This window comes from Duganella sacchari (genome assembly GCF_900143065.1).
GTDB classification, from domain to species: Bacteria; Pseudomonadota; Gammaproteobacteria; order Burkholderiales; family Burkholderiaceae_D; genus Rugamonas; species Rugamonas sacchari.
Map to the genome: position 1 here is coordinate 163,404 of NZ_FRCX01000011.1, position 20,594 is coordinate 183,997.

The following is a 20,594-nucleotide window of genomic DNA, read 5'->3' on the forward strand; positions in this document are numbered from 1 at the left end:
CCTGTTCCGGCAAAATCGCGTCGCACAAATAACTTGTCTCGCGAACAATATTACATCACGCCGGCTCCGCCTCATCGCGTACGATCAGCGTCAGCACGCCTGCTATCACCATGCACAAACCGCCCAGCATCAGCGTCTTGACGCTATGGCCCGCGAACCAGTGCTTGGTCACATAACCCAGCAGCAGGCCACTGACGATTTGCGGAATCACGATGAAGAAGTTGAACACGCCCATGTAGTAGCCCATGCGGTTGGCCGGCAGCGCGCCGGCCAGAATCGCATACGGCATGGTCAGGATACTGGCCCAGGCAATGCCCACGCCGATCATCGGCACGAACAGCGTGTTCAGGTCATGGATGGTATAGAGGCTCAGCAGGCTGAGGCCACCGATGAGCAAACAGGTCAGGTGCACCACCTTGCGGCTGGTGTGGCGCGCAAACACCGGCAGGATGAACGCCGCCAGCGCCGAGACGCCGCTGTAGACCGCAAACATCACGCCCACATGGTTGCCCGCTTCCTGGAACGCTGCCGACTGCGCATCGGTCGTGCCAAACACGTTTTCCGCCACGCCGTTGGTGGTGTAGATCCACATGGCGAACAGGCCGATCCAGGTGAAGAACTGCACCACGGCAAGCTGCATCATGGTCTTCGGCATTTTGGCGAAGCCGCCAAAGATCTCGCTCAGCGCACGGCCCATGCCCTGGCTGTCCTTCACCTCTGCCTGGAAGGCTGCCAAGTCTGCGGGCGGCGCTTCCTTGGCGGTCAGCACGGTCCACAGCACGGCCAGGAAGTACACGGCGCCACCGGCATAGAAGGAATAGCGCACGGTGTCAGGAATCGCGCCGTTGAGCGGGATATTGCTGACGCCCATGTGCGTGAAGATGGTCGGCAGCAGCGACGCGATTACCGCGCCCCAGCCGATGAAGAAGGTCTGCATCGCAAAACCGGCGGTCTGCTGCGACGGTCCCAGCTTGTCGCCGACGAAGGCGCGGAACGGCTCCATCGACACATTGATCGCCCCATCCAGCAGCCACAGCACAATCGCAGCCATCCACAGCGCGGAGGAATTCGGCATCAGGAACAGGGCGATTGACGCCAGCAAGGCGCCAATGAAGAAGAACGGACGGCGGCGGCCCCACACGGGATGCCAGGTACGGTCGCTCAGGTAGCCGATGATCGGCTGCACCAGCAAGCCGGTGACCGGCGGCGCCAGCCAGAACAGGGGAAGATCGTCGGGATTGGCGCCCAGCGTGGAGAAGATCCGGCTGACGTTGGCGTTTTGCAGCGCGAAGCCAAATTGGATGCCAAAGAAGCCAAGACTCATGTTCCACAACTGCCAGAACGACAGTAGGGGCTTTTTGCTGGAAGAATGCATGCTGCGCGTCCCGAGTATTTAAAATTTGTAGCAAAATAACACGCGACCCTATGCGTGTCAATTGGAAGAACTTCCTAGTAAAATGAAGGAAACAGGGCTTTTCAAGGGCATCATCATGGTGTCAAATGTAGCCAAACAACAAAATTCAAGACGACCAGCGAGACTTTTACCTACATGACTATCCATTCCTTTGCCAAACTGGCCGCTGCCGCGCCCCTGGTCCTGTTGGCCGCCCAGCCGGCGCTGGCGCAAAATGCCGACCGCAAGTTTAACGGTATCACCCAGCGCGACGGTCACCTGGAAGTACAGACCAGCGACGGCAGCTACCTGATCAAGCCCTACTCCCCCGGCATCGTGGAAACAACGTTTGTGCCCAAAGGCGAAACCGTCGAGCCCGCCTCGCATGCCGTGGTGCTGGCGCCCGCAGCGGTCAACGCCAGCTTGAAGCAAAAAGGCGGCAGCTACGAATATGCCACATCCGGCATCACCGTCACGATTACCCGATCCCCGTTCAGGATCGCCTACGCCTACAAGGGCAAGCCGCTGGTGGCTGAAAAGCGCGGCTACATCCACGTCCGCGACGATGTGGCCAGCGGCAGCAAGGACATCAACAAAGGCCAGCCACGCGAACTGGAAGCCATCGAATTCGCACTGGACAAGGACGAAGCCCTGTACGGCGCAGGCTCGCGCGCGGTCGGCATGAACCGCCGCGGCCACCGCTACACCTTGTACAACAAAGCGCACTACGGCTACGGCGACCATTCGGAACTCATGGGCTACTCCATGCCGATCGCCATGTCGTCGAAAATGTACGCGATCCACTTCGACAATCCACAGACCGGCTACCTGGATTTCGACAGCAAGAAAAACAACAGCTTGACCTATGAAGCCATCGGCGGCCGCAAGACCTACCAGGTGATCGCCGGCGACAGCTGGGAAGACGTGGTCGGCAACTACACCAGCCTGACCGGCAAGCAGCCATTGCCGCCGCGCTGGGCCTTCGGCAATTTCGCCATGCGCTTCGGCTATCACAACGAAAAGGAAGCGCGCGACACCATCAACAAATTCATCGCCGACGACATCCCGCTCGATGGCATCGTGTTTGACCTGTACTGGTTCGGCAAGGAAGTCAAAGGCACCATGGGCAACCTGGCCTGGGACAAGGACAGCTTCCCGAACCCGGAAGGCATGATTGCCGACTTCAAATCCAAAGGCGTGCAAACCGTGGTGATTACCGAGCCGTTTGTGCTCGACACCTCGAAGCGCTGGCAGGAAGCCGTCGACAAGCAAGTGCTGGCCACCGGCCCTGACGGCAAGCCGCTCGCTTACGACTTCTATTTCGGCCACACCGGCTTGATCGACATTTTCAGCCCACAGGGCAGGAGCTGGTTCTGGGATATCTACAAAGGCCTGCGCCAGCAAGGCGTGGCCGGCGTGTGGGGCGACCTGGGCGAGCCGGAGGTACATCCAACCGAACTGCGTCACGCCACCGGCACCGCCGACCAGGTGCACAACATCTACGGCCACCAGTGGGCGCGCCTGGTGGCGGAAGGCTACCAGCAGGACTTTCCGGCCGAGCGTCCCTTCATCCTGATGCGCTCCGGTTACTCGGGCACGCAGCGCTACGGCATCATCCCTTGGTCGGGTGACGTCGAACGCGGCTGGGGCGGACTGCAATCGCAGCCGGAGATCGCTCTGCAGATGGGCATGCAGGGCGTGGGCTATATGCACTCGGACCTGGGCGGCTTCGCCAACGCAGTGCTGGACAATGAGCTGTACACGCGCTGGCTGCAATACGGCGTGTTCCAGCCGGTGTTCCGTCCGCACGCGCAGGAGGAAGTGCCAGCGGAGCCGGTCTACCGCGAAGACCAGACCAAGGCACTGGCACGCGAAGCGATCCGCCTGCGCTATCGCCTGCTGCCATACAACTACACGCTGGGCTTCGACAACAACCAGCACGGCCTGCCGTTGATGCGCCCGATGATTTACGAAGAGCCGGGCAACGCCAAGGTACGCGCACTGTCGTCAACCTACTTGTGGGGCAAGGACTTCCTCGTCACGCCAGTGCTGAAGAAAGGCCAGACCTCCGCCGACATCTACTTCCCGGCACGCAGTGCGTGGTTTGATTTCTACACGGGCGAGAAGCAGGCCGGCGGCGCAACGCGCTCCATCGCGCTGTCGCCGGACCACGTGCCGGTGTATGTACGCGCTGGCGCCTTCATCCCGATGGCCAAGGTCGTGCAATCAACGCGCGACTACAGCACCAAACACATCGACCTGCACTACTGGCACGACGCCTCGGTGCGCGCAGGCGCTGGCAAGCTGTATGACGACGATGGCCTGACCGCGCAAGCCTATGAACAGGGCAAGTACGAACTGCTGCACTTCACCAGCAAGCTGCAAGGCAAGGCACTGTCGCTGCGCGTGGAATCGGAAGTGGGCAAGCAATACCAGCGCCCGGCGCGCGGCATCGCACTGACGGTGCACAACGTGACGGCGGCGCCATCGTCGGTGCGCGTGGACGGCAAGGTAGCGGTGTTTGGCTGGGATGACAAAACCAGCCAGCTCACGGTACAGCTGCCGGCCGGCGAGCAAGCCAGCCGCAGCGTCGACATCTCCCTGTAGTTCACCACCACTCCCCGCTCAGGCAGCGGGGAGTTTCGCATTACAATCTCCTGATCTCCGGGAGGTGCAAATGCAGATATCCGATCTCGATACGGTACGTGAAACGCTCATCGCGCGCGAGCCGATTTTTCACCGGCGAGAATTTGGCACGCGCCGCGAAGACCTGCTCAACATGACCGCAAACGATTTCTGGGAAATCGGCGCCAGCGGCCAGGCCTACAACCGCGAATTCGTCATCGAGACGCTGCTGGAGCGCTACCAGACGCCGGAGCCAGATGACTGGTCCTGCTCGGACTTCACCCTCCGCCAGATCGCCGCAGATCTCTACCAGCTCAATTACATCCTGATACAGCCAGGCCGGCAGACACGCAGAACAACGCTGTGGCGGCAGACCGGCGACGCGTGGCAGATCGTCTTCCACCAAGGTACCGTGATCGCCTGAACGATCACTTCGCGCCAGCCGCCACAAGAACAATTGCCTTTATAATATCGCCCAAATAAACCATCGATCCGCCTCCACCTCATGTTTCAAAAAGCACTCTTAGTTGTCCTGCTCTTCAGCACCAGCGTAACGCAAGCCGCCATTAAAAACACTAGCCAGGACTACTACGCAACAGGTTTCCAGAAAGCCCAGGACAAAGACAAAGCCCTCGCGGCCATCGCGCAGCTGGAAAAAAGCCTGCAAACGATTTATACCGATTTCAGCACCTCGATCAAGCAAATCGAAAAGCAGCAGCCTGTCTCGTTTTTTGAAAAACTCAAATTGGCCGCCGACCACGCCTATGCCAGCAACGCGCTCATTAGCGCAGAGAAGAAGTTTTTGCTCTCCCTGGAAGTTTCAGACTCCGAAATCAAACCAGAGACAGCACCTAATCAGGAATTCCTCAGCTTCCTGCATGGCGTCTCCGATGCCACCGGCTATTACATCGCCTCATCAATGAAGGCAAGAAACAGGGAGGGCTTTCCACCACTGTATTTTCCAGAATTCTGCTTTGCAGACAGCTTCCAGCAAGAGCCAATACAGGTCACACCGGAGATTACATCCTTCCTGACGAAAAACGCCTTCAAGAACCAAGTCACGGATAATCTGTACGAAATAAAAACCGCAGCAATACCCAAGGTGACGATAGAGAAAACGCGCAGTTACGCGATGGACGGCATCAGCGAGTCCTGCGGAAGCTACGGCGAAATTGACAAGCGACTCCCCCAGCAAAAAGTCCTGATCTTCGCCGATACGATTAAAGCCCGATCCTATCTGAAAAAGCGGCCCGAACTGGTTGCGACATTCTTTCAAGAGATAGAAACGCATGAGCTGATGCACTACTTCACCAAAAACTCCTGCAGAAGCCTGGGTTCGCGAGAAGTCAACATCAACAACGTTCTCTACACGCAAAGAAGAATCAACGAAGCCCTGGCCAGCATTGGCGCAATAGCAGTTTTTACATCGACACAGGACGAAAACAAAAAATATATCCTGTTCAATGAGTTATATAGCGCAGGAAACTCGTCATACGGCCTGACGTTTGATCTGTTTTTTACTCCGATCTACGCAAAAGCCGCGCGGGATGAGTTCAATAAACTGCAAAAAACCGCGCAGGCAGGCGGCAAGCTCACCGCCAAAGATATGCCGCCCTATATGAAGCTTGTCAGCCAGTCTACCGCCGACAGCCTCGGGACATTGACGGTGGATGGCGAGGAGAAATTTGTGTCCGTGCCGTTTGTGTACTCGAACTTTTCCTTAACGTACGATCCACTGCTGGACGTCAGCGATGACGATGTGCTGTCGGCAGCGGAAGCCGCGTTGACAACCATTTTGAATGTGCAGAATTCGATCTGCACTGAGTGATAATTGCACTAGCTCAGACTTAACCTGACACGAACTGTGAGATGAGTTAGAGTTCTGAGAGGCTGCTACCAGCCATCAGCAGACCTCCAATTTTTTGAAAATCGTAATGGCTAAAATCTTGGCAATCCTCATTCTTCCCTCTGGCTTCAATGTGGCTGTCGAGGCGAAGGATGGCTTTATAGAACGTTCATTTCAGAATTCACGCGAAGGCGTAAGTGATTTCCTGGCCTTTGCCGGACCATTTTTGAAGTCAGAAAATTTGAAGTTTTGTGCCGTTTCGACGGTCAATGAATCGGGTGCAGTCATGCAGTGGCTAACTGAGAGCGGGCCTCAAGTTGGTTTTCTGACGTACCCTACTTACAAGGCATACGCTGAGGAAGCGAAATCCGACCCAATGTCCGCCGCGACCGTAGCAAAATGCTGCGTCGCTCGATATATCGTTACCAGGTGACAGCGTCCGCAGCCAGAAGCTGGCATTTAATTGGAGTTCAGATGGGTTTATTCGGATGGTTTGGGCGAAGCAAAAAAGGCGTAACTGAGTCAAGTGCTAAGACAGTGAAGGTTTACTTGAATCCGTTGCACGCAATGCTTTGGGCAGCGGAAAAACAGAAGGGCTCACCTCTCACTAAAATTGAGGTATTGCATGTGCGGGACTCTACCGTTGCCATCGACATGACGCCGGAGCAAGCAGAAAAGTTTTATGCGTCTCTGGACGCTCAGATGCCGATTGGCCGACTCAATCCTGAGCGGATTTGGGAAGAGTGGAAGGAAGTGCGAAGCCAGCTTTTTTGAACGCTGCTGCAGTCGGCCAAAAACAGCCGGACTCGCGGCGCTAATTTGGCACGCAGAAGCGTCTTTCATATGATTTTGCTGAAAATTTTTGGGTGTAAGAACTAAATGGGTCGAAAGATTTTTTGTGCATTTGCCATTGGCATGGCTGTTAATTTTAATTTGGCAAATGCTGAGCCAATAAGCCCTGATGGGCAGACCTTCCAGGCTATTCTACATAAACGATTAGACGCGGGGAGTCCTTACATCATAATTCCTCTCATCAGTGGCGGGGATTTGGAACGTAAATTCGCCCACAGCTTATTGGATGAACTTTGGACGAAGGATTCGTATCGAACGCATCTCACAAATTGGCTAGCCAGCCAGCCGGCAGTCGAGGAGGGCAAGTTAGTCGGTATGTGGTACGCCCATTACCACAAGGCTTTCGTGGACTCTTTTGACTTGTTGAAAGATAACACTGTTAAAAAGCTATGGAGGCTCAACGATCAAAATGCCGTTTATGCTCTGAGTCGAGCAGATTGTGATAGCCGAAGCGGGGAGGACATAGGCAACATGCTTTTGGTTGCTCGCAATGACTTCCTTGGGGCCCATTCGAGAGGCATTTCTGCGGATCTGGCTACCGCAATAGCAGGTGAGTTTTCTCGCCAAGATAATCCCAAGAGTGGAGATCGCCCAGTTGCCAGCGTAATGAGCGCACTCACAGTCCGAACGCTGAAGGCGGTAGCAGCGACCTTGCCGGATAAAGATGGGGAGCAACTGGTTAATGCCTACAGCTATCGTCCCGATGCTCCAACCCTTAGCGAGGCTGCAATGTGTCAACGCGGATGGATTGTCGCCCATGCAGTCGAGGATAGCGCTCTGAGTGACAGCGGAGTTTCTTCCTCCATTATGCGCAGAACGATGACGGCAACGGCTTATTCGACCGCATTTCGCGTTTTGTACAAGGGGCAGAAATAATCCGGAAAATAAGCGACCTGATTGCTTAGGCTAAATAAGGGTAAACTTCTGCTATGGGGCGAATTCGGTAATAAATTCCGAGGCCCGAGACGGAGAGGCTGGCGCAATAGTTCAAACTACAGCGCCATCGGTTTCGTCTTTTTCCTTGACCGGCTTGATCAGGTCTTCGCGCTTCACGCCCAGCCACATGGCCACTGCAGCAGCAACGAACACCGACGAGTAAATACCGAAGCAGATGCCGATGGTCAGCGCCATGGCGAAGAAGTGCAAGGTCGGGCCGCCCAGGAACAGCATGGACAGCACCATCATCTGCGTACAGCCGTGGATGATGATGGTACGCGAGATGGTCGAGGTGATCGCGTTGTCGATCACCTCATGCACCGAGGCCTTGCGCTGCTTGCGGAAACTTTCGCGGATACGGTCGAAGATAACCACCGACTCATTCACCGAGTAACCCAGCACCGCCAGCACGCCAGCCAGCACGGTCAGCGAGAACTCCCACTGGAAGAACGCGAAGAAGCCGAGAATGATCACGACGTCGTGCAAGTTGGCGATAATCGCTGCCACCGCAAACTTCCACTCGAAGCGGATGGCCAGGTAGACCATCACGCCGATCACCACCATCACCAGTGCATTCAGGCCGTTCTGGGTCAGCTCGTCGCCCACCTGCGGACCAACAAATTCCACCTTCTGCAACGACACCAGCTCGGCATCGCCAGTACCAGCGCACGATTGCTTGACCACGTGCTCGCCCTTGGCGGTCACGGTGTCGATCTGCTTCAGGCCACCGGTTTCGGCTTTGCACAGTGCGTCGAACACCTGCGCCGAAGCATCCTTCGGCGTGATGCCCTTCACCACCGGCAGACGCAGCATCACGTCATGCGCGGTGCCAAAGCCGGTCGCTTCCGGCTGCTCGTAGCCAATGGTTTCCAGCGTGTGGCGGATGCGTTCCAGATTCGCCGCCTGCTGGTAGCGCAGCTCCATCACGGTACCGCCGGTGAATTCCACCGACAGGTGCAGACCCTTGTGGATCAGGAAGAACACGGCCGCAACGAAGGTCAACGCCGAAACGACGTTGAGCACCAGCGCGTGGCGCATGAACGGGATGTCTTTTTTAATGCGGAAAAATTCCATGTTCAGTGCCCCTGATTATTTTTGGCCTGGTACCCAGACGGTACCAATAGCCATCGATTGCAGTTTCTTCTTGCGGCCGTACCAGAGGTTGACCACACCACGCGAGACAAACACGGCGGAGAACATCGAGGTCAGAATACCCAGCGTGTGCACCACAGCGAAGCCGCGGATCGGACCGGAACCGAACACCCACAGCGCCACACCGACGATCAGCGTGGTGACATTGGAGTCGATGATGGTGGCCCAGGCACGTTCGAAGCCGGCGGCAATCGCCGCCTGCGGCGTCGCACCCGCGCGCAGCTCTTCGCGGATACGCTCGTTAATCAGCACGTTGGAGTCAATCGCCATACCCAGCGCCAGCGCGATAGCGGCCATGCCCGGCAGGGTCAGGGTCACCTGCATCTGCGACAGGATAGCCAGCAGGAATAGCAGGTTGCACGCCAGCGCGAACACGCTGAAGAAGCCGAAGATCATGTAGTAGGCAATCATGAAGACAGCAATCGCGGCAAAGCCATACATGGTCGAGTGGATGCCCTTGGCGATGTTCTCGGCGCCCAGTGCAGGACCGATGGTGCGTTCTTCGATCACGTCCATCGGCGCAGACAGCGCACCGGAACGCAGCAGCAGCGCCAGCTCTGCAGCGTTGCCGGACGTGCCCATGCCCGTGATATTGAAGCCGCTGCCGTTGAGTTCCTGCTGAATCGTCGGCACCGACAACACTTCTGGCTTTCCGGTTCTTTCGTACAGCACTATTGCCATGCGCTTGCCAACTTTCCCGGTGGTAGCTTCGCTGATGCGGCGACGGCCTTCGCTATTCAGGTCCACATTCACGGCGGGATGCTGGTTCTGGTCAAAGGCCGCGACGGCGCTTGTGATGTACTCCCCAGTCAGTACCACGTCCTTGGATACCACCACTGGCGCGTCCTTGCCGACAGTGAGCAGTTCGTCGTTAAACGGAATCGCGGCAGACATTTCGCTACCCGGCAGGATCGCGTCATCAACCATGCGAATTTCCAGAGTGGCGGTGCGGCCAATGACCGAGCGGGCACGCGCCACGTCCTGCATCCCTGGTAGTTGAACTACGATGCGGTCGGCGCCTTGCTGCTGAATTACCGGCTCAGCGACACCTAACTGGTTCACTCGTTTAGACAAGGTGTTGATGTTCTGCTGCACGCCATCCGCAATGATCTGTTTCTGTGCTTCTGGCTTCAGGCGCATAGCGATACCCAGATCGCTGCCGTCACCGGTGTCGGCAAAGACCAGTCCACTGAGCTGTCCGGCCAGCACATCTTTCGCTCGCTGTCGCGTGGCGTCGTCGCGGAATTTGATGCTGACCGCATCGCCTTCGCGCGCAATGCCGGCATGGCGCACATCCTTGTCGCGCAAGATGCCGCGTGTGGCTGCCTGTATCCCCTGTATGCGCTTGTTGAGCATGGCTTGGGTGTCGACCTGCATGAGAAAGTGTACGCCGCCACGCAAGTCGAGGCCGAGATACATCGGCATTGCGCGTAGAGTTCGCAGCCACTTGGGCGTGTCGGCTTGCAGGTTCAGGGCCACCACGTAGGCGGGGTCATTCGCGTCCGCATTCAGGACAGCATCCAACGCAGATTTGGCGCGGAACTGGATATCCGGGGTAGCGAAGCTGGCGCTGACGAAGGGATAGGCGCCGGACGTGTCGTAGCTGAGCTCCTTGTATTCAATGCCCTCTTTCGCCAGTACGCCGGCAACCTGGCGGCTCATCTCGGTGTTGATCTTGACGCTGGATTTTCCGCTGGTTACTTGCACCAACGGCACTTCACCAAAGTAATTCGGCGCGGCGTAAAGTGCGCCCAACAAAATGGCGACGGCAATCAGGACGTACTTCCAGATTGGATATCGGTTCATGGATCTCTCTCGCTTTTCGAATACGCACGAGTTGATGTTATTTTTTCGACAAACAAGAGCTTATCAAGAGAATATTTTTATCTTGATGAATTCCGGGGCGAGACATCGGTAGACTGGCAGGGCGTTAATTCAGGAGGGGAACGGCCATTCTGGCCAATAGGGGCAGTGATGTTCAAACCAAGCACAACTTTGCCAAGCCGGTCGCAAGGCGAACGTCGTCCTTCAGGCCAGGTCGTGGCCTGCAAAGGCAACCAATATTTCAGGGCATTTATAGCCGCGTCCATCAATCAGGTGCAGCTCAAAGCCGGTCAAGCAACTGCTGCTCCGCGCGGTCACTCAGCACCAGCACCAGTTTCAACTTGGCCCGGGTCATCCCTACAAACAGCTTGCGCAGCACCAGCTGGTCCATCTCGGCAAAATCGATCTCGGTGAAGATGATCGCCGGCGCCGATTGGCCTTTGAAGCGATAGACCGACTCCGCCAGCAGGCCGCCATCGCGGTACTGCGGATTGCCGAACAAGTCGTACTCGCCCGTGAACGATTTGAGTGTATGCACATCGCTCAGTTGATCGAGATGCAGGATCACCGATTTTTCACGCCCACGGAACGAGGCGATGGCGATATCGTCACGCGTAAAGCCCGCGCCCAGGCATAGCGTCACCGCACGCCGCGTTTGCGCCAGCATCGCTTCCGTGTCGCCTTGCGGATAGACCAGTTCCTCGATCTCTGCGCCCTTGAACGGACTGCCCGCTTCCACCGGCGTCTGCGTGGCGCCGATGGACGCCAGTATCTGGACGATCTGACGCGGGCTGCGATAGTTGGTGTCGGAGTGCAGCGTCACCCAGCCTGGCAGCGGCACGCCGGCCTTGCCGTACAAATTCTGGTTCGGGTCCTCCAGCCAGATCGCGCGGCCATCCTCCCTCAGCATGCGCAGCAGGATATCGCGCCAGACCGGCGAGAAATCCTGTCCCTCATCGACAATCAGCACATCGTATTGCCAACTGGCCGGCAGCGGTGACACCGCCATCTGCGTTTCGATCTTTTCCCACACGTCCGGCGCGGCGTAGTTGGGCGTCTCGCCCTGTTCGCGCGCGAACGCATCGCTCAGCATGTGAAAGCTCGCCACCCGCCCACCGGGCGGCATCAGGCGTTCGATGTGATCCGCCAGCGGCCGGTTGTAGCACACGTATAGCGGACACAAGCCCGCCTCGATTGCCGCCGTATATTCCGCCAGCGCCAGCTGCGTCTTACCGCTGCCGGCCGTGCCGATCACGTGCAGGCGGAACGGCGAAAATTCCAGCCGCCGCGCCCACGTCGCCAGGCCACCGGCCAGTCGCGTCACCATCTCGGCCGCATTGCCTATCATCGAACTGGGATCGGGGCGCAAGCTCAGCATATTGCCGAGGAAGCGCGTCACCTTGTCGAACTGCTCGCTGGGTTCAGGGCTGGTGACCGGCAGCGTTTCGCGGATTACTTCCGCCAGGCGGTGCTTGCGGTTGGCATCGATGATGTGGCGGGGATCGATGCCCGCCAGCTGCGGGTCGCGCACGATGTAGTCTGGGCAGTACAGCAGGTAGTCAATCGACATCTGGCCGCCAAACCGCTCGGTCAGCCCCTTGATCGAGCGCATGATGTGGTTGGCGACCTTGCGCGGTTTGCCCTCGTAGTTCTTGACCAGTCCATCCGGCGTCTCGCTGAGAAAGCCCGACTTCTGCTCAATCAGCAGCACCCGGCCATTGGGCGCGACGATGATGAAGTCGATTTCATCGAAGGCCGAGAAGCCCTTCTCCACATTGGTCCAATGGACGCCGTGATAAATCCGGTAAGGCGCATCGGCCAGCACAGACTTCAGATAATTGAGCGTCTCGATCTCGCGCGCCGCAGCGCCGGTAGCCGACATCTCTTGCCAGCCGGTGGGGTGAAGATGGGCCATGAAGTAATCAACGCTCCGCTAATCAAAAACCCATTGTAAGATGATTTTAGTCGTCAGCCTCGTTCTCACAAACGAGTGAGATATCACACTCATTAAGAATATATTGCAGAACACGCGACAAGGCAGCGTAATCAAAATCCTTGGGCTTTCTTTTCGCGGTAGCGATGCGGTTGACTGCAGCAATCAGCGCATCACTAAAGAACTTGAACTGCTGCTCCGCAGGCAGTTCCTTTACTTCCGTCCACTCCACCTGACCAACAGAGACAAACGCCTTCATCTTGGGACGATAGCTCATATACTCCTTGGTCTTATGAAACCAGACACCCCATCCCTCGAGTTCAGCAAGTTCAAAGCCTAAAATAAACTCTTCGATTGAAGTCCCAAAATCCAGGCCAGCCAGCCTGGCCGCGATATAGTCCTCCATCGCTGGAATGCTCAACCGCCACAAACCTGTCTGCGGCGGGCCGCCATAGTAAACAGTGCGGCTTTCCGCAGACTGCCCAGCCCAGATAACTTCACCGCCATACGTTGTTTGAATTCGAAATTTCATGCCAGAACACTGTTGCTAATATGGGCACGCAGCATATCATCTTGCTCAAATGAAAAATGCGTGGATTGTCACCTCACTTTGCCCGCATTCACAAAACAATCCGCCGTCATCGTCCTTTTACTCAGTGCAAAGTTCTCTGCGAGTAAGTGTATGATTAGCCGCCATCGGACCAGCCGGTCCGGTGACCAAGACAAGATCACCCAGGGAGATGCAAGTGACATCAAAAATTATCAGCACGCTGTTGGCCGCCACCGCCATGACAGCCGCCGGCGCTACCGCGCTGGCTGCGCCCGCAAGCAAACCGACTGTCGCAGAAGCCGAACGCTTCCTCGCCGACACCGAAACCAGACTCAATAAGCTGAACAACGAACAGGCCCGCGCTGCATGGGTCGGCTCGAACTTTATCACCGACGATACCGAAGGCATCGCCTCCTTCTTCGCCGAACGCTTCCTGACCGCCTCCGGTGAAGCCGCCATTGGCGCGCGCCGTTTCAATGGCCTGAAGCTGTCGCCGGAATCCGCGCGCAAGATGATGCTGCTCCAGCAGACGCTGGTCTTCGCCGACCCGAAAGAACGCGAACAATACGCCGCGCTGCAGGCGGCCCTGAACGGCGCCTACGGCAAAGCCAAGTACTGCCCTAAAAAACCGGACGGCACCACCGGCGACTGCATGCCGCTGGGCGAAATGGAAAAGGTCCTGGCCAACAGCCGCGATGAAGCCAAGCTCAAAGAGATGTGGCTGGGCTGGCACGCACAAGCACCTGCCTACAAATCCAAGTACGTTGATTACATCGCGCTGTCCAACAAGGGTGCCAAGCAGATGGGCTTCCCGGACACCGGCGCCATGTGGCGCTCGCAGTACGACATGCCGCCGGAAGCTTTCGCCGCCGAGATGGAACGCCTGTGGCAGCAGGTCAAGCCGCTGTACGACTCGCTGCACACCTACACCCGCTACAAGCTGCGCGCCACTTACGGCCCGGACGTGGTGCCGCTGACCGGCCCTATCCCGTCCCACCTGTTCGGCAATATGTGGAGCCAGAGCTGGAACAATCTGTATCCGATCCTGAAGCCGGCCACCGGCGCCAGCAGCTATGACCTGACCAAGGTGCTGGAACAGCGCAAGACCGACGCCACGCAGATGACCAAATATGCGGAAGGCTTCTACACCTCGCTGGGCATGCAGAAGCTGCCGCAATCGTTCTGGGAACGCTCGCTGCTGACCAAGCCGCGCGACCGCGATGTGGTGTGCCATGCTTCCGCCTGGCCGCTCGACGAGAAGGATGATGTACGCATCAAGATGTGCATTACGCCGACCGCCGAAGACTTCACCGTGATCCATCACGAACTGGGCCACATCTACTACTTCCTCGGCTACACCAAACAGCCGTTCCTGTTCCGTAACGGCGCCAACGACGGCTTTCACGAAGCCATCGGCGACACCATCGCGCTGTCGATCACGCCAGGCTATCTGAAGAAAATCGGTCTGATGGATCAGGAACCGGACGTCACGGCCGACATCCCGCAACTGCTGGAGCGTGCGTTGAGCAAGGTGGCGATACTACCGTTCGCCTACTCGGTCGATAAATGGCGTTGGGACGTCTATTCGGGCAAGACCAAGCCGGCCGATTTCGACAAGAGCTGGTGGCAGCTGCGCGAACAATACATGGGCATGAAGCGCCCGGCGCCTGGCGATGACGCGACCGGCTTTGATGCGGGCGCCAAGTACCATGTGGCGGCCGACGTGCCATACGCACGCTACTTCCTGGCCGACATGCTGCAGTTCCAGTTCCACCGCGCGCTGTGCCGCGAAGCCGGCTACACCGGTCCGCTGAACCGCTGCTCAGTGTATGGCAACGCCAAAGCCGGCGCCAAGCTGCAGCAAATGCTGGCCATGGGTGCAAGCAAGCCATGGCCAGAAGCGCTGAAGGCTATCTCGGGTGAAGAGAAGATCGACGGCAACGCGCTGCTCGAGTACTTTGCTCCGCTGAAGACCTGGCTGGACCAGCAGAACGCAGCTTTCGCTGCCGCCGAAACGAAGTAAGCCTTAGTTAAACTTACTTCGCCGACGCATCGGTCGCCGCAGCGGCCGGTGCGTTTTTCACGTACTTGTCAAACCAGCGCAGCATCTCATACACCAGCTGTTCGTTCGACTCACGCGCTGCGTACCAGTGCGGCTCGTGCGGCAGCATCACCAGACGCGTCACACCACCGTTACCGCGGATCGCCTCATACAGCTTGGTCGATTGCAGCGGCGTGGTGCCCGGATTGGCGTCATCCCCGCCGTGCACGATCAGCAGCGGCGTCTTCAGCTTGTCGGCATAGAAGAAGGTCGATGCCTTGGTGTACACCTCCGGCGCTTCCCATACCGAGCGGCGCTCGTTCTGGAAACCGAATGGCGTCAGCGACTTGTTGTACGAGCCGCTGGTGGCCGCACCGGCACGGAACAGCGTCGAATGCGCCAGCAGATTGGCGGTCATCAGCGCGCCGTGGCTGTGACCCGTCACGCCAACGCGGTTCGGATCGGTCACGCCCAGACGCACCGCTTCATCCACCGCCGCTTGGGCGTTCGCCACCAGCTGTTCGGTGTAGGTGTCATACGCCTTGCGCGGATCGCCCACGATAGGGAATGCGGCGCTGTCGATAATCGCGTAGCCCGACAGCAGCAGCAGGCGATACTGGCGCAGACGCGTGAACGTCGCTTGTGAACCGGTGGTCTGGCCGGCCTTGGACGCATCCGCGTAGTCCAGCGGGTAGGCGTTCAGAATGGTCGGCAAACGCGTGCCTTCCTTGTAGCCCGGCGGCGTGTACAGCGTGAACGACAGCTCCAGGCCATCGGCGCGCTTGTATTTCACCAGGCGCTTCTTGATCTCGCGCACTTGCGGCATCGGATCAACCAGATGGGTCAGCGCCACGCTCGACGAAGCGTAGTTTGCCTCGCCCGCTTCGGCGTTGGTAGCAGCACCCAGCGTTCGCACGAAGGCGTTCGGGGTTTCCTCGGACGATTGGTACCAGGTCAGCAGACGGCCCGGATTGTTACCGGCAAAGCCGATGAACTGTTCATACGAGGTTTTACTGCTGCGGAACAGGCGTTCGGTCTGTTTGGTCTGCAGGTTGAACTTGTCGAGGAACGGGCGATCACCTTCCGGCGAAGAACCGACGCCAGACAGGAAGATGGTATCGCCATCCACGCGGATCACCGGGAAGCCATTCGCCAGCCGGCGTTGTACCGGCGAGCCGGGATTGGCGTATTTCTCATCGACCGACATATCCCAGACCAGCTTGCGCGAATTGCTGGCATCATCGATATTGACCTGCCAGGTGCGGCGCCATTTACGGTTGACGTCATAGTCGCTCAGCAGGGCCACGCCCGGCTGCTCGCTCCACGACAGGCCGGCATAGCGCTGCTCGGTGCGGGTGATCTCGACCGGCGCGGCATTGAACGGCGCCTTCAGCATCATCAGCTTGTCGCGTTCCTTGGCCTGCACTTTCGGATCGCCGCCATCCAGCGCCTCGGCCCACACCAGCGTTGCCGCTTCGGTCGGGCGCCAGGTGAAGCTGCGCGGACCAACTGGCACGCCGCGGTTCGGCACGCGGTCGGCCAGCGGCAGCGCGGCGATTTCGCGCACCACCGGTTTGCCGCCCTTGGCGTTCAGGTCCCACAGGTCGATCTGTTTCGGGAAGCGGTCGAAGGTCGTCACATACGAATATGGCGGACGGATTTCCGTCACCACCGCATGGCGGCCATCCGGCGCCACACTCAGTTCTTCGTACAGGCCGGGCTTGCCGACCGGCGTGATCTTGCCGCTGACCACATCCACCAGCGCCAGCTGCGAGGTGCCGTAGTAGTTGAACAGTTCTTCGTCGTGACGGTTGCGCAGCGTGTCACGGTTTTCATAGGTGCTGCTCTGGCCAGTCTCGCCCAGCGATTCCTGGATGCCCGGACCGTCCGAGCCTGGTGGTGCGACCGGCGGCGCTTTCTGCACTGGTACCAGCTTGACCAGCAGGGTTTTCTGGTCCGGCATCCATTGCATCTGGTCGCCAAACATCTGGTTCAGGCGTACGCCTGGCAGACGGCGGATCGCGCCGGTTTTGGCATCGCCGACCCACAGCTCCACCGCGTCGGTGGTGACGTTTTCAAACACAAAGCGCTGGCCATCGGCGCTCCACACCGGACGGCGCGGGCAGGCATCGGCGGGCAGCTTGATCGCGGTTTGCTTGCCGTCGGCAACCTGCACCAGGTCAATCGCGCTTACGCATGGCGGAATGCCGTAGCCGCCCGGCGTGTCGTGCTGGCTATGGTTACCCGGTTCGATACGCACGCCGGCCAGCCGCAGGAAAGGCGTGGCGACTTTGGCGATCGACGGATAGTCCTGCATGGTGACCAGCATCAGCTTGTCGCGGGTCGGGCTGAGGGATGGCGATGGCGGCGGCGGCGCGCGCATCACATCGAGGATTTCCTTCGGCGGCTGATTATAGACGCTGGCGGCGGCTGCGGTGGCGGGGGTTGCGGCCGCTGGGGCGGCAAGCGCGGTGGACGTCATGCCAGCTGCGAGCGTAGCGCTCACGAGGCCGCACAACAGGTATTTTCCCTGCATGGACATTCTCCAGTGTTAAAAAAAAACGGCGTCCCGAAGGACGCCGCTCTATCTTAAGCGAAAATGCTTAGAACTTGTAGTTCACGCCTGCCAGCACGGTACGGCCGTACTTCTGGTATTCCAGCTGCTGCGAACGGTCGCCGTTGTAGGTTTCGTAAGCAGCGTTGCGCAGGTTGTTCACTTGCAGCAGCAGGCCCACACCCTTCATAGCGCCCGTGTTGAAGGTGTAGCCGACCTGGAAGTCGATGATGTTTTCACCGACCACATAGCGCAGCGCACGGTCGTTGGAGAAGTTGCCGATCTCACCCACGAAGTCCGAGCGGCGACGCTGGCTGATACGGGTTTCGAAGCCGTTCTTCTCGTAGTAAGCAGTCAGGTTGGTGACGTGCTTCGACAGGCCTGGCAGCGGAATGTGCTGGCCGATGCTGCCGCTTGGATCTTCAATCGTGATCTTGCTGTCGGTGTAGGTGGTGCTGGCGCTCAGACCAAAACCATCCAGTGCCTTGCTCACCATGTTCAGTGGCAGGGAAGCCGACAGCTCGGCGCCTTTCAGGTTGCCGCCGTTGCCGTTGTAGGCAGCGGTGTAATTACCGATGGCGGTGTGCAGCGGGTAGCCTGGGCCGTCACCAATGGCGCCTGGTGGAATGTAGGCGCTGAAGTCATACGACTTGGTCTGCGTGAAGATGTAGGTGTCCAGCTTCTTGAAGAACACTGCCGCAGCAAAGTAAGCCTTCTTGTCGAAGTATTTCTCGTACGAGAGGTCGAAGGCTTTGGCGCGCCATGGATCCAGGCGTGCGTTACCGCCGCTGGCGCCTGGTTCACGCTTGGTGGTGTCGATGCCGAAGTCCAGCGCCGAACGCAGCTGGTCGACACGTGGACGGGCCAGTTGCTTGGCCAGCGCTACGCGCACGGTTTGCTGGTTGTCCAGGCCGAAGGCCAGGTTCATGCTAGGCAGTACGTCGGTGTATTTCTTGCCGTCGTTGATAGGCTTGATGGCACCAGTGGTGTTGTCATACCAGCGCGAAGCCGACGACTGGTCGGTACGCTGCACCTGCACGCCAACGTTACCGCGCAGGCTGATGTCATTGCCCAGTTCTGCTTCGATATTCGCTTTGGCAAATGCGGTGGTGACTTTTTCGCTGACTTCCCAGGTCTTGGCGATCAGGTAGCCTTGGGTGTCGGTCGGCGCGAAGGTCATGTACTTGTCAACCACGGCTGGCACATTCCAGGTTGGAATGGAACCGGCGCCGGCAAAGCCCAGGTCAGCCGACTGATAGAACAGGTCGGACGAAATGGTGGTTGGCGCACCCTTCAGATTGATATTGCCTTCAGGCTGATGCTTGTTCTTGGTACGGTCGCTGTAGTTGGCGCCGATGTCGAAGCTCGAGAACACTTTTTCCAGTGCGCCGAACGACTGGATGTTGGCAACCAGCTTGAAGCCTTTCAGCTCGTCTTCCACGCTTGGGGTTTTGCCGTAGCCGGAACCGTAGATGGTGTTGGTGACGTACAGGTTGTTGCGGTTGTTGTAGTCCAGGCCCGGGGTCATCTGCGAGAAACCACCGTCGCCGTAACCGAGCTTGACCGAATCCAGGAATGGCGCGCCGGCGGCGTTGCTCATCTGCAGATTGTTTTCCAGGCTCAGCTCGTCGCGCTTGGCTTTTGAGTAGTTCAGGTCAGCAAACAGCGACCAGCCATTGAGCTTGAATTCATTGCTCCAGCCGGCAGCGCGGATGTCATCCTGGCGTTTGTTGTACATGCCGCGTACCAGCGGATAGATATTGTTGGCGGTACCGCTGGCGATGGTGCCACCGTTGACCACGACCGGGTTGTAGACCGGGTCAGGCTTGTTGCCGCCATTCCAGCCGCTCAGGTTGATTTCGAGCTGGTTGGAGGTTTCTTCGTTCTTGAAGCGCGAAGCATAGACGTCAACGATGCTGGTCCACTGCTTGTTTGGACGGTATTGCAGCACGCCCATCAGGCCATCACGCTCGTTGCGGCCGCTCTTGGCCACGGCCTTGATACCGTCGGAAGCGAAGGTGCCGTCTGGCAGACCGGCGCGGCCATCACGTTTCCATGGCTCGTACAGGCCGGTTTCGTTGTCCAGCACTGGCGTTTCCAGGTGGGCGAAACCCAGCGCGATACCGATGGTGCGGTTGGCGAACTGGTCGATATAGCTGGCGCTGAAGCGGTTGCCGGTGTCTTTGGCGTTACCAATCTTGCCCAGCGAGTTCTTTTCGCCGCGCGCATTCAGGGCCACGGTGCGGCCGCTGAAGTTCAGAGGGCGCACGGTTTGCATGTCGATGGTGCCCGACAGGCCCTGACCGACCAGACCGGCGTCCGGGGTTTTGTAGACGGTGACGCCGCCCATCAGTTCCGATGGGTACTGGTCGAATTCCACGCTGCGGTTGTCGCCGGTGGAGACTTGCTCACGGCCGTTCAGCAGGGTGGTGGAGAAATCTGGCGACAGACCACGAATCGAGATCACTTGCGCACGGCCGGCAACGCGCTGGGCGGCCAGACCTGGCAGGCGCGAGATCGATTCTGCGATCGATACGTCCGGCAGCTTGCCGATGTCTTCTGCCGAAATCGCCTCAACGATGGAGGTCGCGTCTTTTTTCACCGAGATAGCGTCTTCGATACCGCGGCGGATACCGGCCACGGTCACGGACATGACTTTGGTGTCATCCGCAGCAGGCGCGGTCGCGGTTTGCGCGTGCACCGGCGCGGCGATGGCTGCGGCCAGCAGGGCGCAACCAGCGGCGACCGGCTTTAATGGGAACGCAGTGTGGCTGCGCTTACTTGCGAAGATGTTCATTTAATGTCCCCTCTCATGACACAAATTTAAGTCCCGCAAACATGACAACTACACGGGATCCAAGGAATTACAACGTTCTAAAGACGTTCTA

Annotated in this window: 14 protein-coding genes; 7 read left to right on the top strand and 7 right to left on the bottom strand. The window is 58.4% G+C overall.

Annotated features, from left to right (window positions below; all coding sequences use genetic code 11):
- Window positions 1-55 precede the first annotated feature (55 nt).
- A complete protein-coding gene (locus BUA36_RS22985; RefSeq protein WP_072787818.1) occupies window positions 56-1,375 on the bottom strand; it encodes an MFS transporter in 1,320 nt (439 codons plus the stop codon).
- A 174-nt stretch (window positions 1,376-1,549) separates the two neighbouring features.
- On the opposite strand from BUA36_RS22985, the gene BUA36_RS22990 reads away from it, so the two are divergent.
- The 6 genes from BUA36_RS22990 (at window position 1,550) to BUA36_RS23015 (ending at window position 7,592) form a co-directional block, all read left to right on the top strand.
- A complete protein-coding gene (locus BUA36_RS22990) occupies window positions 1,550-4,000 on the top strand; it encodes a TIM-barrel domain-containing protein (RefSeq protein WP_072787820.1) in 2,451 nt (816 codons plus the stop codon).
- A 70-nt stretch (window positions 4,001-4,070) separates the two neighbouring features.
- Window positions 4,071-4,442 (top strand): nuclear transport factor 2 family protein, encoded by a 372-nt coding sequence (locus BUA36_RS22995; protein WP_072787821.1) that lies wholly within the window; start codon window positions 4,071-4,073, stop codon window positions 4,440-4,442.
- Between the two features lie 81 nt (window positions 4,443-4,523).
- Window positions 4,524-5,846: a hypothetical protein gene (locus BUA36_RS23000; protein ID WP_072787822.1), complete on the top strand. Its 1,323-nt coding sequence runs from the start codon at window positions 4,524-4,526 to the stop codon at window positions 5,844-5,846.
- Between the two features lie 106 nt (window positions 5,847-5,952).
- Entirely contained in the window at window positions 5,953-6,297 is a 345-nt protein-coding gene (locus tag BUA36_RS23005; protein WP_072787823.1) for a hypothetical protein, read from the top strand.
- Window positions 6,298-6,338: 41 nt separating this feature from the next.
- A complete protein-coding gene (locus tag BUA36_RS23010; protein WP_072787824.1) occupies window positions 6,339-6,638 on the top strand; it encodes a hypothetical protein in 300 nt (99 codons plus the stop codon).
- A gap of 105 nt (window positions 6,639-6,743) precedes the next feature.
- On the top strand, window positions 6,744-7,592 hold the full coding sequence (locus BUA36_RS23015) for a hypothetical protein (RefSeq protein WP_072787826.1): 849 nt from the start codon (window positions 6,744-6,746) through the stop codon (window positions 7,590-7,592).
- Window positions 7,593-7,703: 111 nt separating this feature from the next.
- On the opposite strand, the gene secF is transcribed toward BUA36_RS23015, so the two are convergent.
- The 4 genes from secF to BUA36_RS23035 form a co-directional block, all read right to left on the bottom strand.
- The gene (gene secF, locus BUA36_RS23020; RefSeq protein ID WP_072787828.1) at window positions 7,704-8,726 is read right to left on the bottom strand and encodes a protein translocase subunit SecF; all 1,023 of its coding nucleotides are present in this window, start codon (window positions 8,724-8,726) and stop codon (window positions 7,704-7,706) included.
- 15 nt (window positions 8,727-8,741) lie between these two features.
- Window positions 8,742-10,610 carry a protein translocase subunit SecD gene (gene secD, locus BUA36_RS23025; RefSeq protein ID WP_072787830.1) on the bottom strand — a complete coding sequence of 623 codons (1,869 nt, stop codon included), beginning with the start codon at window positions 10,608-10,610 and terminating at the stop codon, window positions 8,742-8,744.
- Between the two features lie 298 nt (window positions 10,611-10,908).
- Window positions 10,909-12,543: an ATP-binding domain-containing protein gene (locus BUA36_RS23030; protein WP_072787831.1), complete on the bottom strand. Its 1,635-nt coding sequence runs from the start codon at window positions 12,541-12,543 to the stop codon at window positions 10,909-10,911.
- 46 nt (window positions 12,544-12,589) lie between these two features.
- Window positions 12,590-13,093: an Imm44 family immunity protein gene (locus BUA36_RS23035; RefSeq protein ID WP_139260672.1), complete on the bottom strand. Its 504-nt coding sequence runs from the start codon at window positions 13,091-13,093 to the stop codon at window positions 12,590-12,592.
- A gap of 208 nt (window positions 13,094-13,301) precedes the next feature.
- On the opposite strand from BUA36_RS23035, the gene BUA36_RS23040 reads away from it, so the two are divergent.
- Window positions 13,302-15,134 carry a M2 family metallopeptidase gene (locus tag BUA36_RS23040; protein WP_072787833.1) on the top strand — a complete coding sequence of 611 codons (1,833 nt, stop codon included), beginning with the start codon at window positions 13,302-13,304 and terminating at the stop codon, window positions 15,132-15,134.
- A 13-nt stretch (window positions 15,135-15,147) separates the two neighbouring features.
- Here BUA36_RS23040 and BUA36_RS23045 read toward each other — a convergent pair whose 3' ends face one another.
- Window positions 15,148-17,688 (bottom strand): S9 family peptidase, encoded by a 2,541-nt coding sequence (locus tag BUA36_RS23045; protein ID WP_084560303.1) that lies wholly within the window; start codon window positions 17,686-17,688, stop codon window positions 15,148-15,150.
- A gap of 67 nt (window positions 17,689-17,755) precedes the next feature.
- Complete coding sequence (locus BUA36_RS23050; protein ID WP_084560304.1) at window positions 17,756-20,503, bottom strand: TonB-dependent receptor; 2,748 nt, start codon at window positions 20,501-20,503, stop codon at window positions 17,756-17,758.
- Window positions 20,504-20,594 lie beyond the last annotated feature (91 nt).

Excerpts from the sequence above, each read along its gene's own strand:
- BUA36_RS23050 (WP_084560304.1), bottom strand. The coding sequence starts at position 20,503 with ATGAACATCTTCGCAAGTAAGCGCAGCCACACTGCGTTCCCATTAAAG.
- secF (WP_072787828.1), bottom strand. The coding sequence starts at position 8,726 with ATGGAATTTTTCCGCATTAAAAAAGACATCCCGTTCATGCGCCACGCG.
- BUA36_RS23045 (WP_084560303.1), bottom strand. The coding sequence starts at position 17,688 with ATGCAGGGAAAATACCTGTTGTGCGGCCTCGTGAGCGCTACGCTCGCA.
- BUA36_RS23035 (WP_139260672.1), bottom strand. The coding sequence starts at position 13,093 with ATGAAATTTCGAATTCAAACAACGTATGGCGGTGAAGTTATCTGGGCT.
- BUA36_RS23015 (WP_072787826.1), top strand. The coding sequence starts at position 6,744 with ATGGGTCGAAAGATTTTTTGTGCATTTGCCATTGGCATGGCTGTTAAT.
- BUA36_RS23030 (WP_072787831.1), bottom strand. The coding sequence starts at position 12,543 with ATGGCCCATCTTCACCCCACCGGCTGGCAAGAGATGTCGGCTACCGGC.
- BUA36_RS22985 (WP_072787818.1), bottom strand. The coding sequence starts at position 1,375 with ATGCATTCTTCCAGCAAAAAGCCCCTACTGTCGTTCTGGCAGTTGTGG.
- BUA36_RS22990 (WP_072787820.1), top strand. The coding sequence starts at position 1,550 with ATGACTATCCATTCCTTTGCCAAACTGGCCGCTGCCGCGCCCCTGGTC.
- BUA36_RS23040 (WP_072787833.1), top strand. The coding sequence starts at position 13,302 with ATGCAAGTGACATCAAAAATTATCAGCACGCTGTTGGCCGCCACCGCC.
- BUA36_RS23010 (WP_072787824.1), top strand. The coding sequence starts at position 6,339 with ATGGGTTTATTCGGATGGTTTGGGCGAAGCAAAAAAGGCGTAACTGAG.
- BUA36_RS23000 (WP_072787822.1), top strand. The coding sequence starts at position 4,524 with ATGTTTCAAAAAGCACTCTTAGTTGTCCTGCTCTTCAGCACCAGCGTA.
- secD (WP_072787830.1), bottom strand. The coding sequence starts at position 10,610 with ATGAACCGATATCCAATCTGGAAGTACGTCCTGATTGCCGTCGCCATT.
- BUA36_RS23005 (WP_072787823.1), top strand. The coding sequence starts at position 5,953 with ATGGCTAAAATCTTGGCAATCCTCATTCTTCCCTCTGGCTTCAATGTG.
- BUA36_RS22995 (WP_072787821.1), top strand. The coding sequence starts at position 4,071 with ATGCAGATATCCGATCTCGATACGGTACGTGAAACGCTCATCGCGCGC.